Annotated in this window: 14 protein-coding genes; 5 read left to right on the top strand and 9 right to left on the bottom strand. The window is 37.2% G+C overall.

Translation table 11 applies throughout. The features are described 5' to 3' along the window. Nucleotides 1-10 precede the first annotated feature (10 nt). The 3 genes from ACWIUX_RS05025 to ACWIUX_RS05015 all read left to right on the top strand — a co-directional run bounded on the left by ACWIUX_RS05025 (nt 11) and on the right by ACWIUX_RS05015 (nt 1,910). Entirely contained in the window at nt 11-736 is a 726-nt protein-coding gene (locus ACWIUX_RS05025) for an MBL fold metallo-hydrolase (RefSeq protein ID WP_448589634.1), read from the top strand. 17 nt (nt 737-753) lie between these two features. After that, entirely contained in the window at nt 754-1,413 is a 660-nt protein-coding gene (locus ACWIUX_RS05020; RefSeq protein ID WP_448589633.1) for a hypothetical protein, read from the top strand. Between the two features lie 116 nt (nt 1,414-1,529). Next, on the top strand, nt 1,530-1,910 hold the full coding sequence (locus ACWIUX_RS05015; RefSeq protein WP_448589632.1) for a methylated-DNA--[protein]-cysteine S-methyltransferase: 381 nt from the start codon (nt 1,530-1,532) through the stop codon (nt 1,908-1,910). 30 nt (nt 1,911-1,940) lie between these two features. On the opposite strand, the gene ACWIUX_RS05010 is transcribed toward ACWIUX_RS05015, so the two are convergent. The 4 genes from ACWIUX_RS05010 to ACWIUX_RS04995 all read right to left on the bottom strand — a co-directional run bounded on the left by ACWIUX_RS05010 (nt 1,941) and on the right by ACWIUX_RS04995 (nt 7,699). Continuing rightward, on the bottom strand, nt 1,941-4,127 hold the full coding sequence (locus tag ACWIUX_RS05010) for a methyl-accepting chemotaxis protein (RefSeq protein ID WP_448589631.1): 2,187 nt from the start codon (nt 4,125-4,127) through the stop codon (nt 1,941-1,943). A 218-nt stretch (nt 4,128-4,345) separates the two neighbouring features. After that, entirely contained in the window at nt 4,346-5,983 is a 1,638-nt protein-coding gene (gene groL, locus ACWIUX_RS05005) for a chaperonin GroEL (RefSeq protein ID WP_448589630.1), read from the bottom strand. A gap of 15 nt (nt 5,984-5,998) precedes the next feature. Next, a complete protein-coding gene (gene groES, locus ACWIUX_RS05000; protein ID WP_013755425.1) occupies nt 5,999-6,286 on the bottom strand; it encodes a co-chaperone GroES in 288 nt (95 codons plus the stop codon). A gap of 117 nt (nt 6,287-6,403) precedes the next feature. Beyond that, nucleotides 6,404-7,699 (bottom strand): MFS transporter, encoded by a 1,296-nt coding sequence (locus ACWIUX_RS04995; protein WP_448589629.1) that lies wholly within the window; start codon nt 7,697-7,699, stop codon nt 6,404-6,406. A 136-nt stretch (nt 7,700-7,835) separates the two neighbouring features. On the opposite strand from ACWIUX_RS04995, the gene ACWIUX_RS04990 reads away from it, so the two are divergent. Then, nucleotides 7,836-8,672, top strand: coding sequence for a hypothetical protein (locus tag ACWIUX_RS04990; RefSeq protein WP_448589628.1), 837 nt, complete (start codon nt 7,836-7,838; stop codon nt 8,670-8,672). Here ACWIUX_RS04990 and ACWIUX_RS04985 read toward each other — a convergent pair. Both ACWIUX_RS04985 and ACWIUX_RS04980 read right to left on the bottom strand, forming a co-directional pair. Beyond that, a complete protein-coding gene (locus tag ACWIUX_RS04985; protein WP_448589627.1) occupies nt 8,667-9,149 on the bottom strand; it encodes a hypothetical protein in 483 nt (160 codons plus the stop codon). The genes ACWIUX_RS04990 and ACWIUX_RS04985 overlap by 6 nt on opposite strands. A 39-nt stretch (nt 9,150-9,188) precedes the next feature. Further along, entirely contained in the window at nt 9,189-9,764 is a 576-nt protein-coding gene (locus ACWIUX_RS04980) for a hypothetical protein (protein ID WP_448589626.1), read from the bottom strand. A 304-nt stretch (nt 9,765-10,068) separates the two neighbouring features. Between ACWIUX_RS04980 and ACWIUX_RS04975 the strand changes: the two genes are divergently transcribed. Further along, on the top strand, nt 10,069-10,245 hold the full coding sequence (locus ACWIUX_RS04975; protein WP_448589625.1) for a hypothetical protein: 177 nt from the start codon (nt 10,069-10,071) through the stop codon (nt 10,243-10,245). Here the strand turns inward: ACWIUX_RS04975 and ACWIUX_RS04970 are convergent. From ACWIUX_RS04970 to cooS, 3 genes are all read right to left on the bottom strand, one after another. Beyond that, a complete protein-coding gene (locus tag ACWIUX_RS04970; RefSeq protein WP_448589624.1) occupies nt 10,238-11,860 on the bottom strand; it encodes an adenine deaminase C-terminal domain-containing protein in 1,623 nt (540 codons plus the stop codon). The two genes, ACWIUX_RS04975 and ACWIUX_RS04970, sit on opposite strands and share 8 nt — an antisense overlap. Nucleotides 11,861-11,882: 22 nt before the next feature. Continuing rightward, complete coding sequence (locus ACWIUX_RS04965; RefSeq protein WP_448589623.1) at nt 11,883-12,314, bottom strand: MOSC domain-containing protein; 432 nt, start codon at nt 12,312-12,314, stop codon at nt 11,883-11,885. A gap of 91 nt (nt 12,315-12,405) precedes the next feature. After that, nucleotides 12,406-14,289, bottom strand: a complete 1,884-nt coding sequence (gene cooS / locus ACWIUX_RS04960) for an anaerobic carbon-monoxide dehydrogenase catalytic subunit (RefSeq protein ID WP_448589622.1) — start codon at nt 14,287-14,289, stop codon at nt 12,406-12,408. Between the last annotated feature and the right edge of the window lies 1 nt (nt 14,290).

The raw sequence follows: 14,290 nt of genomic DNA, 5'->3' as shown, positions 1-14,290 counted from the left end.
GGGGCAGAAAATGGATAGATTGAAAGTTGTTTTACAGGGTTTTCCTGCAAAATCAAACAGAGGGTGGCTTGGATGGTGCAATGTAGTATTGATGGCAACATCAAATGGTTATTTTCTTTTCGATACTGGCAGCTATGGGGATAGACAAGAGCTTTTGGATTCGCTGAAAAGTCATAAAGTAGGCATATCAGAAATAAAGGGGATATTTCTTACTCACTTTCATTTTGACCATGCAATAAACATTGAGCTTTTTGAAAATGCTAAGATTTATTTGTCAGAAAGAGAATATAACTACATTACAAGCGGTTCATTCGAAAAGGCATCAGATCTTTACGTACCCAAGTCTATGATAAGTTATCTTTTAAATAGAAATCCCATAATTTTGAGAGATAACGAGAAGATTTTAGATGACATAGTCGCAATAGATTTACCTGGACACACGCCAGGATCTATGGGATATCTTTTAGAAAAGACTAAAACCTTGATAGGAGGAGATGCTGTCAAAAATATTAAAGAGTTCTACAACGAATTAGACACACTGCTTGTTTTTGGAGACATAAACGACTATAGAGAGTCGTTGAAAAGAGCAAAAAGGATAGCAACTAATTTTATTCCGGGTCATGATTCAATATTTAGTTTTGACAAAGAAATAAAGAAGTTAATCGATTTAGAGATTATAATTTATAGCAATACAAATTGGAAAGAGATACAGCCAAAAGAGTTTAAAATAACTTAGAAATGAAGGAGAAAAAAATGAAAAAGTATACCTTTATCTTTTTAATTTTAACCTTGCTAATACTAGTCGCAAAAACTTCATATGCAGAATTTAACCTTAGCGATCTCTCTCAAAATGAAATGCTTCTTAAACAAGGAGAGACAAACCTTGTATTGCCTGGCGAATATTTTGAAATTAGTATAGAAAATCAAGATAATAGTAAGTTTTCTATAGATTACGATAAGAGCCTCGTTGAATTAACGCGAGATGAGAGTTTGCCAAGCCATCAAATCTATTATTTCAAAGCAATTGCCGAAGATGTCTCAAATACAAAGATAATTGTCAAATCAGACAAAGAGAATTCAAAAGCACTAACTTATGATGTTTATATTTCGCCAGCTGACAAAATTCCTTTGGTTACACTAAGGGATATTAAAGATAATCCTGATAAGTATATAAATAAATTTGTCAGACTAAATGCCAGATTTCTCGGATGGTCAAGACCAGTTAACACAAATGAAATTTGGGGAACGTTGGTCACAAAATCAGACACAGTAATAGAGGACAATACTGGTGCAGCCTTTATCTCGGGCACAAACTTTATGTACAAAACCAACTACGCTGTTGAATTTATAGTAAAAGTAAAACCAAACGAAAAAGATGGCTTTGAAATAAAGTTAGTAAAACTCCTTAAGTGATTTATTTTTCTTCTATTTCTTACAGATATTCTAGTATATATATAGTAAAAGAAAACGAGTCAGTTATAAAGGTATTTCTTAATGATAATAGTTTTTCTCGGTTCTACAAGGAAAACGTGATCAAGAGAGATGACTTAAAGTTACAAGACGAAGTAAGTCAAATAATTGAATATCTAAATGGAAAAAGAAAAAAATTTAACATTCGTTACAAGTTTTCAGGTACTGAATTTCAGAAGCTTGTTTGGCAAAAAATTTTGGATATAGGATACGCTGAAGTTAAAAGGTATTCTGACATAGCAAAAGAAATTAACAAGCCCCTCGCAACAAGAGCAGTTGGCAATGCGTGTAGGAAAAATGCTCTGCCAATTATTATTCCTTGCCACAGAGTTGTTTCTGCAAATGATTTAGGCGGCTTTTTCGGTCAAGACACAGAATTTAGGGAAATCAAATCGTACCTTATAAACCTAGAAAGGGCTTATTTGCATCGCCCTTTCTAGGTTTTGTTAAATTTAAAAATATCCGGTTATTTATAGTTTGAACTTATCAACTTCTTTATCAAGCTTCTCTATCTTTTCTTTTAAGGATTCTGACATCTTTCTAAGCTGCTCCATCATTCCTGTCTGCTCCTGTGTGGTTGCACATATTTCTTCTGTAGAAGCAGCACTCTCTTCAGCAATTGCGGCTACGTTCTCAACCTCTTTTTGGACATCTAGAGCAGCATTGTTCATCTCGTTTGCACTAGCAGAATATTCTTCTGAAAGTGCAGCTAAGTTACTAACGTTTGCCTCAATATTCTTTATGCCACTTGTAACTTCATTTACGCTATCCTTTGCTCTAGCTATCTGCTTTAACAATCCTGCAATATTAACAGTAATCATATTAAAGGATTCCTTTACCTCAGATGAGAGGGACCTTCCTGCATCCACCTCGGACAATGCCTCAGCCATTGACGCTGATGCAGCCTTAGTTTCCCTTCTTGTTTCATTTATCAAGACAGCTATTTCGTTTGCCGCCTTCTGCGATTCTTCAGCAAGCTTTCTAACTTCATCAGCTACTACAGCAAAGCCTCTTCCGGCATCTCCAGCCCTTGCAGCCTCTATAGCAGCATTTAGGGCAAGGAGATTTGTCTGATCAGCTATATTTGAAATTAGATCGACAATTTTGCCGATATCGTCAGATCTTTGATCGAGAATGCCGATATTTTTGGACAAATCGTCAACTGCTTTTGCAATTCTCTCGGCCAACTCTTCTCTTTTGGCAAGAATATCATGACCGTTCTTAGCCTTTTTATCTACAGTATTTGCAAGGTTATTTACTCCCATACTAGCCTTTTGGAGTGTATCGATATTCTTTGCAATATTTGCTATGCTTTCCGCAATTGAAGATGCGTTCGTGGCCTGCTCTTCTGCTCCCTTTGCGATAGCACTAATACCTCCAATAAGCACGTGAGCGCTATTTGTCAACTTTTGCGCAATATTGGAGAGAGTTTCTACGCCCTTTGCAGTACCCTCAGAGGTTTTAGAAGCTTCCTGAGCCGCACAAGATACCGAATCAGATACTTTTAATAGTTGGTCTGAAATATTTAAAATCTCGTTCGAAGATGAGTTGATATTAGAGATAATGCTTACAAGGCTTTGTCTCATTCTTTCAATAGATTTTGCAATAGTGCCCATCTCATCTTCGTATACTCGCTGCATCTTAGTGCTGATATCTCCCCTCGCTATTCTCTCTATTCCGTCAACAGTTTTGTTTATTGGCTTCATCAAGAATATCTCTAAAGCGAACAAAAGTAGTGCGATACCTATGATGATTGCAAGCAAGTTAAGGCCAAATTGTATTAATGTAAAGTTAAATAACTGAGAATCATAGAACTCTGCGCTCTTTGCAACAAAAAACATCCCTATAACCTTACCATCTATATCTCTCAAGGGTGCATAATATGAGTAGTAAGGCTTGCCAAAAAGAGAAATTTTAATTTGTAGTGGTTTGCCTTCTTTTAAGACAGTGTCTATAACCTTTGGGTTATCCATCTTGGTTCCGATAGCGCGTGAACCATCCTGTTTAGTGAGAGTAGTGCTAACACGTGTATCACCATCAAAAAATGTAGCTTCTGCCCCCATTTTCTCTTTAATCTGATCTACAATTTGAGTAGACCCAGATATCATCATGCCTGTTGAAACCGCACCAATGATCTTGCCAGTTTCGTCCTTTATAGGTGCACCTGCCCTAATAGATAAACCCGAGACATTGCCCTTTGAAAATCCAGCTACTACTTCTCCCTTAAGAGCTCTATCTATCTCAGTAGCTTCTTTTAGATAATCAAGCCTCTTTTCAGGATCGTGCCCCCTCATTAATACTTGTCCCTGAGGGTTTACTACAGTAATATAAAATCCTGGATGATCCTTCACATAGCTGCTTAAAATAGTTTGAAGCTGTGCCGTATTATTTGACTTAATTGCAGAAATTACATCAGGTTCTTTTGAAATCACTATAGCCATTTGTTTTGCCGTTGATATGTCATTCTCAATAAGCATGTTTGCACCATCGTAAAGAGTCTTTACGTCATAGTTTGCAGAAGCATTAAAGGCATTGCTTAACTGCAGCAGACCACCGCCCGAAAGAAATAGGCCAAAAACAAGAAAGCTTACAAAGACAGAAAAACCTAACTTTTTCCGTAAAGAGAGATCCAAAAAGAACTTAAAGAGTTTTTTCATATGTTGCCCCCTTCAGATTTAATAATTATTACTATTAATTAAAATATTAAATCCCTTTATCTATATGTATATTATAAATTATAAATCAAAAAAACAAAAAAATATTCAATTTAAAGCTCAATAACATTGTTTAATTAAATTTTATAAAAAAACCCATTCCAGCTAACTGGAATGGGGAATAAGTAAAAGAAGATATTTATAAATTTAGATGTGATATTTTAGAAGTCTCCCATACCTCCCATGCCTCCCATGCCGCCTGAAGCAGATGGCATTGGAGACTCTTTCTTAGGCTTATCAGCAACAAGGGTATTAGTAGTAAGGATCATACCCGCAATCGAAGCAGCATTTTGAACTGCCGAACGAGTCACCTTTGCAGGATCTACAATTCCACTCTTTACCATGTCTACATAGGTTCCGTTTGAAGCGTCAAATCCGATGCCCGGTTTTTCCTCTTTAAGTCTTGCCACAACAACTGAACCCTCAAAGCCAGCATTCAATGCTATTTGCTTACAGGGAACTTGGAGTGCCTTCTTAACAATTTCAAGTCCAACCTTTTCTTCGCCCTCATAATCTAACTTTTCAAGAGCCTTCAAGGCATGAATTAGCGTAGCTCCACCACCAGGTACTATACCCTCTTCAACAGCAGCGCGTGTAGCAGAAAGGGCATCCTCCATACGGTGTTTCTTCTCCTTCAGTTCGGTTTCTGTAGCAGCCCCTACTTTGATAACCGCAACGCCACCTGAGAGCTTGGCCAAACGTTCTTGAAGTTTTTCTCTGTCATAGTTTGAATCTGTCTGTTCGATTTCCTTTTTGATCTGAGCAATTCTGCCCTTAATAGCCTCAACTGAACCCTTGCCATTGATAATCGTTGTCTTCTCTTTGGTAACTTTTACCTTTTCCGCTCTTCCAAGATTTTCAATTTTAGTATTTTCAAGCTTCAAACCAACATCCTCTGATATAACGTCACCACCAGTTAGAATGGCTATATCTTGAAGCATTGCCTTTCTTCTATCACCAAAACCTGGTGCCTTTACAGCAACCACATTTAATGTCTTTCTAAGCTTGTTAACAACAATAGTTGCAAGAGCCTCGCCCTCGACGTCTTCAGCAATGATAAGCATTGGCTTACCGTTTCTTGCTATATCCTCAAGAATTGGCAAAATATCTTTAAGAACACTTATCTTCTTGTCTGTAATAAGAATATATGGTTCGTCAAGTTCTGCTTCCATTCTTTCAGGATCGGTAACAAGATAAGGAGATACGTAACCTTTATCAAACTCCATACCTTCAACTATATCAACGCTAGTTTCAATACCTTTTGACTCCTCAACGGTTATTACGCCATCTTTCCCGACTTTGTCCATTGCTTCCGCAACTTTCTCTCCAATAAACCTATCATTAGCAGATATTGTTGCAACTTGTGCAATTGCTTCTTTGGTTTCAACAGGCAAGCTCATCTTTTTAATTTCTTGAATTACAACTTCAACAGCTTTGTCTATTCCTCTCTTAATAGAAAGTGGTGAAGCGCCAGCTGCAACCATTTTAAGACCCTCTTGAACCATAGCCTGAGCCAGAACGGTTGCAGTAGTTGTACCATCACCAGCTATATCATTAGTTTTTGACGCAACCTCCTTTAAAAGCTGTGCTCCCATATTTTCATAAGGATCTTCTAACTCAATTTCCTTTGCGATTGTTACACCATCGTTAGTAATTGTAGGGGATCCCCACTTTTTCTCTAAAACCACGTTTCTACCCTTTGGTCCCAACGTCACCTTTACAGCATCAGCAACAGCGTTGACACCTCTCTCAAGTGCTCTCCTTGCCTCTTCATCAAATGCTATCATTTTAGCAGCCATAAATTCACCTCCTAATTATCCTTTAATAGCGTATATGTCACGTTCTGAAAGAATTAGATAATCCTTTGAGTTAATCTTAATCTCTGTACCGCCATATTTGGCAAATACAACTCTATCTCCTACCTTTACCTCTAATGGAACTCTTGTCCCATTATCAAGAATCCTACCTGGACCAACGGCTACCACGATTCCTTCTTGTGGCTTCTCCTTTGCAGTATCCGGCAGTACAATGCCCGATACAGTCTTCTCTTCAGCTTCCACAGGCTCTACAATAATGCGATCGCCCAATGGTTTAAGATTCATAGAATCACCTCCATAAGTTTTTAACAATTGTTAGCACTCACTTTTGATGAATGCTAACAGTAAAATATTATATTGCTCAACAAATAAATGTCAAGTGGTCGAATTTAATTTTTATGGCTAAAGACTATCAGTAGGACGCCTTTTTGGTAAAGTTAAAATTAACAGCCCTGAAATAACCAAAGACATAGCTAAGCACAGATATGCTATCGTATAAGAACCTGTGTATGTCTTTACAATTCCTATTAAAAATGGGCCAACCCAACCTCCAATGTTACCGATAGAATTAATCAATCCAACAGCTCCCGCAGCTGCAGTCTCAGATAAAAAAGTAGTAGGGATAGACCACCATACACCCATACCACTATAGACGCCAATTGCAGCAAGATTAATAAAAACAAAGTTTAAAACTGGGTCTTGAATAAGCACTGTACCAGCTAGACCTATTGCCCCCATAAAGAGGGGTATCGCTACATGATATCTCTTTTCTCGTCTCTTCGAAGAAGAATTGCCAACAATTAAAAAACCTATTAGAGAAAACACCATTGGAATCGTAACCAAAAAGCTTACATTTGCATTAGATAAACCAGAAACTGATTTTAAAACAGTGGGCAACCAAAAACCAAAGCCCCAAAATCCCACAATCCACATAAAATATGTAAATCCAAGTTTTAGAACCTCAGGATCTTTAAGCCCTTCCCACAAAGTATATTTTCTTACATTGTTTTTTGCAGCTATTTCATGCTGATAAAAATCGGAAAAAAGAAGTTTTTCTTCAGCTGTCAACCAATTAACATCTTTTGGCCAATCCTTAAGCCAAAACCACAAAACTATGCCAAGAAGAAGTGACAGACAACCTTCTATAAGGAATAAAAGCTGCCAGCCGGCCATATTAAACATTGATGCACCAATTATAATACCAGCCAAAGGCGAGCCAATGATACTTGCAACCAATAGTGAAGTAAGCATTATAGAAATTGCTTTAGCCCTTTCATTTGGGGCAAACCATCTTGGGAAAAAAATAGCATAGCAAACAGGATAAAAGCTTGCCTCAGCGGCTCCTATTAAAAATCGAACAATATAGAACTCTATTGGCGTTCTAACAAAGGCCATAAGAGAGGTCGCAATACTCCATGTAACAAGAATTCTCACAATCCACTTTGATGCGCTCCATTTAGCAGCAATTATAGCGCCAGGAACCTCAAAAAGTACGTATCCCCAAAACAAAATACCTGCACCAAAGCCGAAAACCTCAGGTGAAAATCCTAGGTCCTTATTCATAGTCAGTGCAGCATAGCTCAGATTGAGGCGATCGAGAAAGGCTAATACAGAAGCAATAAATAATGGCAAAATCACATTAAAATATCTTTTGTTTAGCGTTCTTTGTAACATCCCATCTAATTGATTTCTATCCACCACCAAAACCTCCCTTGAAAATTAATATTATGTATTATATAGGAAGATGTACAGAAATTTAAAAGGATGTTCCCGGTTACTTTAAATTTATAAGATATAATATGCATATACCAAATTCTAAATTTAAGGAGAGAATATGATCAAACGTCTTGTTTCTACAATATTCTTCTTTATTTTCCTATTGTCAGCTCTTCCTAACGGTGTAGCAAATGCTGAGATATTTCAGTTAATAATCAGACCTGGAGTTACCCAAAACGAAATTGATAATATAAAATTGGCACTTAATACCACCAACGAGATGATAAAAGATTATGGTTTTGTATTAAACGAAAGAATAAATGTAATCTTAACAAAGGACAAAGAAGACTATAAGAATGCTTTAATTGAGTATTTTCATTACTCAGAATCTTTAGCAGAAAAAGATGCAGCCATCTCAGCTGGAGAAAGTTCTACAAAGGCGCCTATTATTATAATTAAGGGTTCTGAAAGGCTTGATAAGTACAAAGCAGAGGCATTTAGGGTTCTTCCACATGAGACATTTCACCAGGTCCAAAGGCAATTCGGAAAACAACAAAACGTTCCTATATGGTTTGAAGAGGGCACCCCAGAGGCATTTAGGTATATTGCCATGGTAAAGGCTGGCATTACTTCAAAAGAGATAGCATTTCAAGATCCACTGGCAAGATTAAATATATATGTAAAAAAAACGCACAATCCTCTACCAGATCCAGAAACACTAAATGACTATACATGGAGAGATTGTATGGCTAAGGGCATACCAGTTTATCAGCTTGCAACCCTTATGGTACTCCACCTGACAGGAGACGACTTTTCCAGAATCCAGCAGATGTACAAATTAATGCATAACAACATATCCTGGGAGAAGGCTTTTCTTATTGTATTTAACGTAACTCCAAAGATGTTTTACAAGGATGTAATGGAAAAAATTAACTTTGAAATAGAACATTCATAGATCGCGTGTTTTTTCTTCTTGATTTTTCTGCACCTTATCAACCTCAACACCATGAGTGTAAAGAAGGAAGACATCGATAAAGCCAGGAAAGTTGGGATCAGCTTTAAGAGCCAATGATATGGCACTTTGTACACCTTCAGGCGACCTAAAGAGCCATTGAACTTCTCTTTCTAAATACTCACCTTTATCGCTATAAAAATGACCGTATTTTTGGTTGAGATCGCTCACCAAAGAATTTACTAATCCCATTGCATCTTCCTCTTTTACGAATAAAACTGCCCCGCCTTTATAAAATTGCCCCCTTTCATTAAGATAAAGATGTATTACTGAAGGGGTTTTATAAAAGGTTGTCTTTTCTATATAGAAAAATGAATTACCTGACAAGTTTTTAAATGAATAGTTTAGGTTTTTTTGTCTTAAGATATCTTCTAATTCCTTCTTTGTAATTCCAAATTTTATTCCCCAAAAACTATCCAAGTCCTTTGGTATAACAACGTCTTCTATCTCATTTAGCTTTTAATTCTCAGAGCTATTTTTTCCTAAGAATACGTTCTCTTTCCAAATGCCGTCATAAATAACTTTTCCATTAGAGTCTTTAAACGTTCCATAACCGTCTCTCAAGCCGTTTTTGAATTCCCCAGTATAGACGCTTTTGTCCTTATAAATCATGGTTCCCTTTCCATTAAAAAGACCATTTCTAAATTCCCCTTCATATGAAACTATATTCGACGTGCTTGATGAATATGTAAGTTTACCTTTTCCCTCTGGAAGACAATTCTTAACATACCCTTCATATGTAAGCTCTTTCGTAACAATAGTTGCAAAACCTTCTCTGATGCCATCATTCATCGCTCCAGAATATTTATATTTTTCAACACCATTTTTATCATAGATAACAAAAATGCCCTCCCCACTTGCAAAACCGTTCTCGCAAGCTCCCGACCACGAAATAGACTCGCCTTGTCCTAAAGGCTTTAACAATTTTATTTGGCAAGAAGTGTTGGGGTCCTTTACTGTTACAAAATCAGCAAATGCTATCCCCTGGAAGATAAACATAGAAAATAAAACAGCTAGAACTTTTAAATATTTCATGGCATACCCCCATTTATTATTTTTTACATTTTATCAAAATAAATTTTAATTTCAATGAAGCGAAGCATTTTTTGATATAATAAAAAAATGAAAGAGAAAATCGGTAAAAAAATATACTGTATTTTGGGTCCAGTAAACTGCGGATTTTATGATAATTGTATGATAGATACGCCATGGGAGATGCACAACCACAAAAAAATAAACCCAGAATATTTACTTCTGACTCACGGGCATGCTGACCACTTCAGAACCGCTTTTTCATTTAAAGGGAAAGGGACAAAAGTGGTCGCACCTAAAGAGGAGTGTGTCTTTTGAAGAGATAATATCTGATGTCTTATCATCTCTTGAAATAAATAATTCTCTTGCTCAATACTGGATTGCTGTGACTGTTATAAAGAGTCACCTGAGCGCACTTACACGAATAAATAAGTTAACTTTTTTCTGGAAAACGCAAGGGTTTATTGGGCTAAAAGTTAAATAAACTTAAATCTATCAACGTCAAAGAGCCCATTCACAGTTAGTTTCACATGGCCAATAACTTCAAGCGCCATAAAACTTAATGTTCCAAATGGATCACTTAAGGAAGAACCATTTTTTCTAACAATACTGTTTATCCTGGTAAGATCATCGATTAAACTATCTTCATCTAAATCTGACAATATTCCAGCTAATGGCAGCCCTACCTGTGTAAATTCATTTCCATCAAAATAGACAAGGCCTCCTTTTAGCTCAAACACCTTTTCAACAGCCTTTTTAATAGACAGATCGTCAGCTCCTACGCATATAACGTTGTGGCAATCATGAGAGATAGACGTTGCAATAGCCCCTCTTTTTAATCCGAATCCCTTAATTTTACACGCTGCACCTTTACTTTTCTCGTATCGAGAAATAACTACTAACTTTAGAATGTCTCCTGATAGATCAAATTCGTTTTTCTCAGTAGAAAATAGTTCTGTAATAAGACTCTTGTCCTTTACTAAAATACAAAAAGACTTTAATCTCTCCTCTATCTCAGGTATTACAACATCGTCTTTGGTTACTTTAAAGGTATTAAAGAATAATTTTGAAAACCTCTTTTTCTCTTTGCTAAATCTTTCTATTATTTTCCCGTTAACTATTACCTTACTGATTTCAAATTCTTTAAAGTCCTTAAATAAAACAAGGTTGGCAAAATTGCCCTCTTTTATTTGAGAATATTTATTTAAACCGTAATGATTAAGGGTGTTATAAGTTGCAGCCCTCAGGGCAAGTATAGGATTTATGCCTAATTTTATAGCCTTTCTTAAATTAAATATTATGCTTCCAGTTTTTTTAAGATCAAAAACGTTTTTATCATCTGTACAAAAACCCACCCTATCTGGATATTCTGAAATTATCCTATAAGCCAGATCTTGTGTGGTTTCAGCGCTGCCCTCTCTGATAAACACGAACATTCCTGCTTCTATTTTGCTTTTCAGATCGTCATAGGTCTCACTTTCGTGATCATCTGAAATACCTTTTGAAATGTATCTACCTAACATTTCACGATCCTTAAAAGGAAAGTGGCCATTGATTAAAATATTTTTTTCTTTTGCAAGTTCTATTATTGACCTATAAGGCTCATCATCATTTATAACACCGTATACGTTCATCATCTCTCCTATAGAAATTACATCTCTCTCTTCTATTAGCCTCTTTATACTCTTTGCAGTTATCTTTGCACCAGATTTCACAAATCTTGTAGCAGGAACGCTTGATGGTATAGCAAAAAAGATCTTTGACAAAGAAGACCTTGCATCCTTCATAAAAAGCCTAATTCCCTTTACCCCAAGAATATTAGCAATCTCATGATTATCTGAGACTACATATAAAGTACCAAATTGTGCAACCAAATTTCCAAAAACAGATGGAGGCAACATCGAACTTTCTACGTGACAGTGACCGTCAATTAAACCGGGAGTAAGTATTTTATTTTCTGCTTCAATTACAACTTCTGCATCAATCCTTTTTTTACCGATATATGAAATTAGATTTCCTTGAATGCCTACACAAACCTTTAAAAATGTATTTTTTTCAAAGTCTGGTATAAGACAATTGTTTACTGCAACATCAAACATAACTTACCCCTTTTTTAATTTATCACTTCTCAACTATTTCAATTGTATCACCAACCTTAACTACTCCCCCCTCTTCTACCGAGGCAAAATAGCCTTCTTTAGGCATTATACAATCTCCTGTCTTTTTGTAAATTTCACACCTTGTGTGACACTCTTTTCCAATTTGACTAATAGATATTATAGAATTGCCCAACTTTAATTTCGTTCCTACCTTAAGTGTACTCAAATCCATATCAACAGTAAAATTCTCTGCAAAATCTCCAAAACTCAAGTCTTTATTTTTTTCTCTCGCTCTATTAAGGCTAAATATACTCAAAAGACTAACTTGTCTGTGACCAAAGCCAAAGTGTGCATCACCTTCAATTCCAAAATCCTTTATCAATAAAACTTCATTAACTGGTCTTTTAATTTCGCCTTTATTCTTGCTGACATTAATAGACAATATTTTCCCCATAATATCTCCTTATATAATAGTTTATTTATAAACTTTATTATTAAAGCTTAATAAAAGGCCACTTAGGTGGCCTTTTATGTTTTGTGCAAATTTATACAGGCAGATTAAGCTTCTTTCTCTTCTTATTTATATGTTTAATCATCAGTTCTGCCATCTTATGCGGGTCAGTTTCCACAGCAAAACATGCTCCCAAGACATTGGTTAGGCCATCAAGTGCTAAATCTGTGACAAGCTTGCTGCCAGTAATGTTTGGAGTAACTCCCAGGACAGTATACACCCCGCTTGCTACAAAATAAAGCCCAATAGATAGTGCCTTTTCTGAATACCACTCAGGCGCTGACCCTGCTACAGGAAGATCAGAGATATCAACTCCGAGCTCTTTTGCAACCAAACCGCAAAGATGCAATATTCTTGAATTATCTACGCAGCTTCCCACATGCAGTGCAGGAGGTATATTTAGAGCCTTACAAACTGAGGCTAAACCAGGGCCAGCAAGTGATGCTGCTTCTGGCATATAAAGTCCTGCCTTGCCCATGGCTACTGCAGAACAGCCTGTTCCTAAAACCAATATATCATTTTTAATTAATTCTTTTGTAAGTGTTACATGGCAATAATCATGTTTCCTTCTCGGGTTATTGCAACCAACGAGCCCTGCTACCCCTCTTATCTTCCCAGATTTTATGGCATCCAGAAGTGGAGCAAGAGATCCGCCTAAGGCTTCTAATATTGCCTCGTTTGAAAAACCGCTCATCATTGGAACGGGCTCAACAGGTATTAAAACTCTGTTTTTATCCCTCTTCTTGTAGAGCTCAATTGCCATTTCAACAAGCTTTTGCGCCTGAGTTCGCGAATTCTTTACACTAAATTCTACATGCTCAGCCCCTGGAAACTTCGCCTTTGACGAGGTTGTAATCATTTTAGTATGATAACAATTCATTGCAGGAATCAAGCCTGGCATTATACACTGATAATCTACTATGACTAACTCCACAGCACCTGTAGCGATAGCTAGCTCTGTCATAAGATGATTCCCCGCCATAGGAATCCCTTGTCTCATCAAAAGCTCATTGCCAGTGCAGCAAAGACCAGCTAAATTTATGCCATTTGCGCCTGCCGCCTTTGCTCTCTCAATGTTGTTTTTATCTCTAACTGCGGTCAGAACTGCCTCTGAAACTATCGGGCTGTGCCCATGAACGAGTATGTTTACCTCGTCTTCTTTAAGCACTCCCAGATTAACCTTTGACTCCACTGGCTTAGGGGTGCCAAAGAGAATATCTGACAACTCGGTAGCTACCATCGATCCTCCCCAGCCATCAGAAAGCGACACCCTTGCAGAATGCAAAAGTAAGCTTACAGGATCCTGATCTACGCCCATATGGGTTCTGTGCATCATTTCTACCACTTCGCGGTCTATGCCTCTTGGCGAGATTGTTAAGGATTCCCAGAGCTTTCTTCTTACCTCTGGTGCCCTCATCGTAAAACCAATATTACCTTTTCTCATGCCAAACTCGTCAAAAAGAGTGCTGGCAAGATCCTTTGCTACTTGCAAAGTTTCTTTTCCCTCTGTATCAATGCCCAATTCTTTGGCTATCCTTAGGAGCTTGGCCACATCTCTAATTTCATAGCCTTGCGTCTCTGAGTTTGCAACTGCATCAAGAGTTTCGAGTAGATCCCTTCCGTGATCAGAGTGGGCTGCAGCGCCAGCCGCAACTCCCCTACCAAAGTTTCTCGCTACAATTGTATCTGCATTAGCACCGCACACGCCAAGGCTTCTCTCCTTGCCAGGCACTATCCTACAGGGTCCCATAGAACAATTTCTACATGAAAGGCCCTGTTTACAAAATGTACATTGTGGCTGCTGAGCTTTAAACCTATCCCATACAGTAACAACGCCGTCCTTTTCGGCCTTTTCGATCATTATCTGAGCATCCTTACAGATACTTAGCTCTTCAATCTCTTCCTGGCTTCGTGCCATT

This window comes from Thermodesulfobium sp. (genome assembly GCF_053498235.1).
Note: the sequence above shows the minus strand (reverse complement) of the source record. Positions and strands in the feature narration are given on the sequence as shown.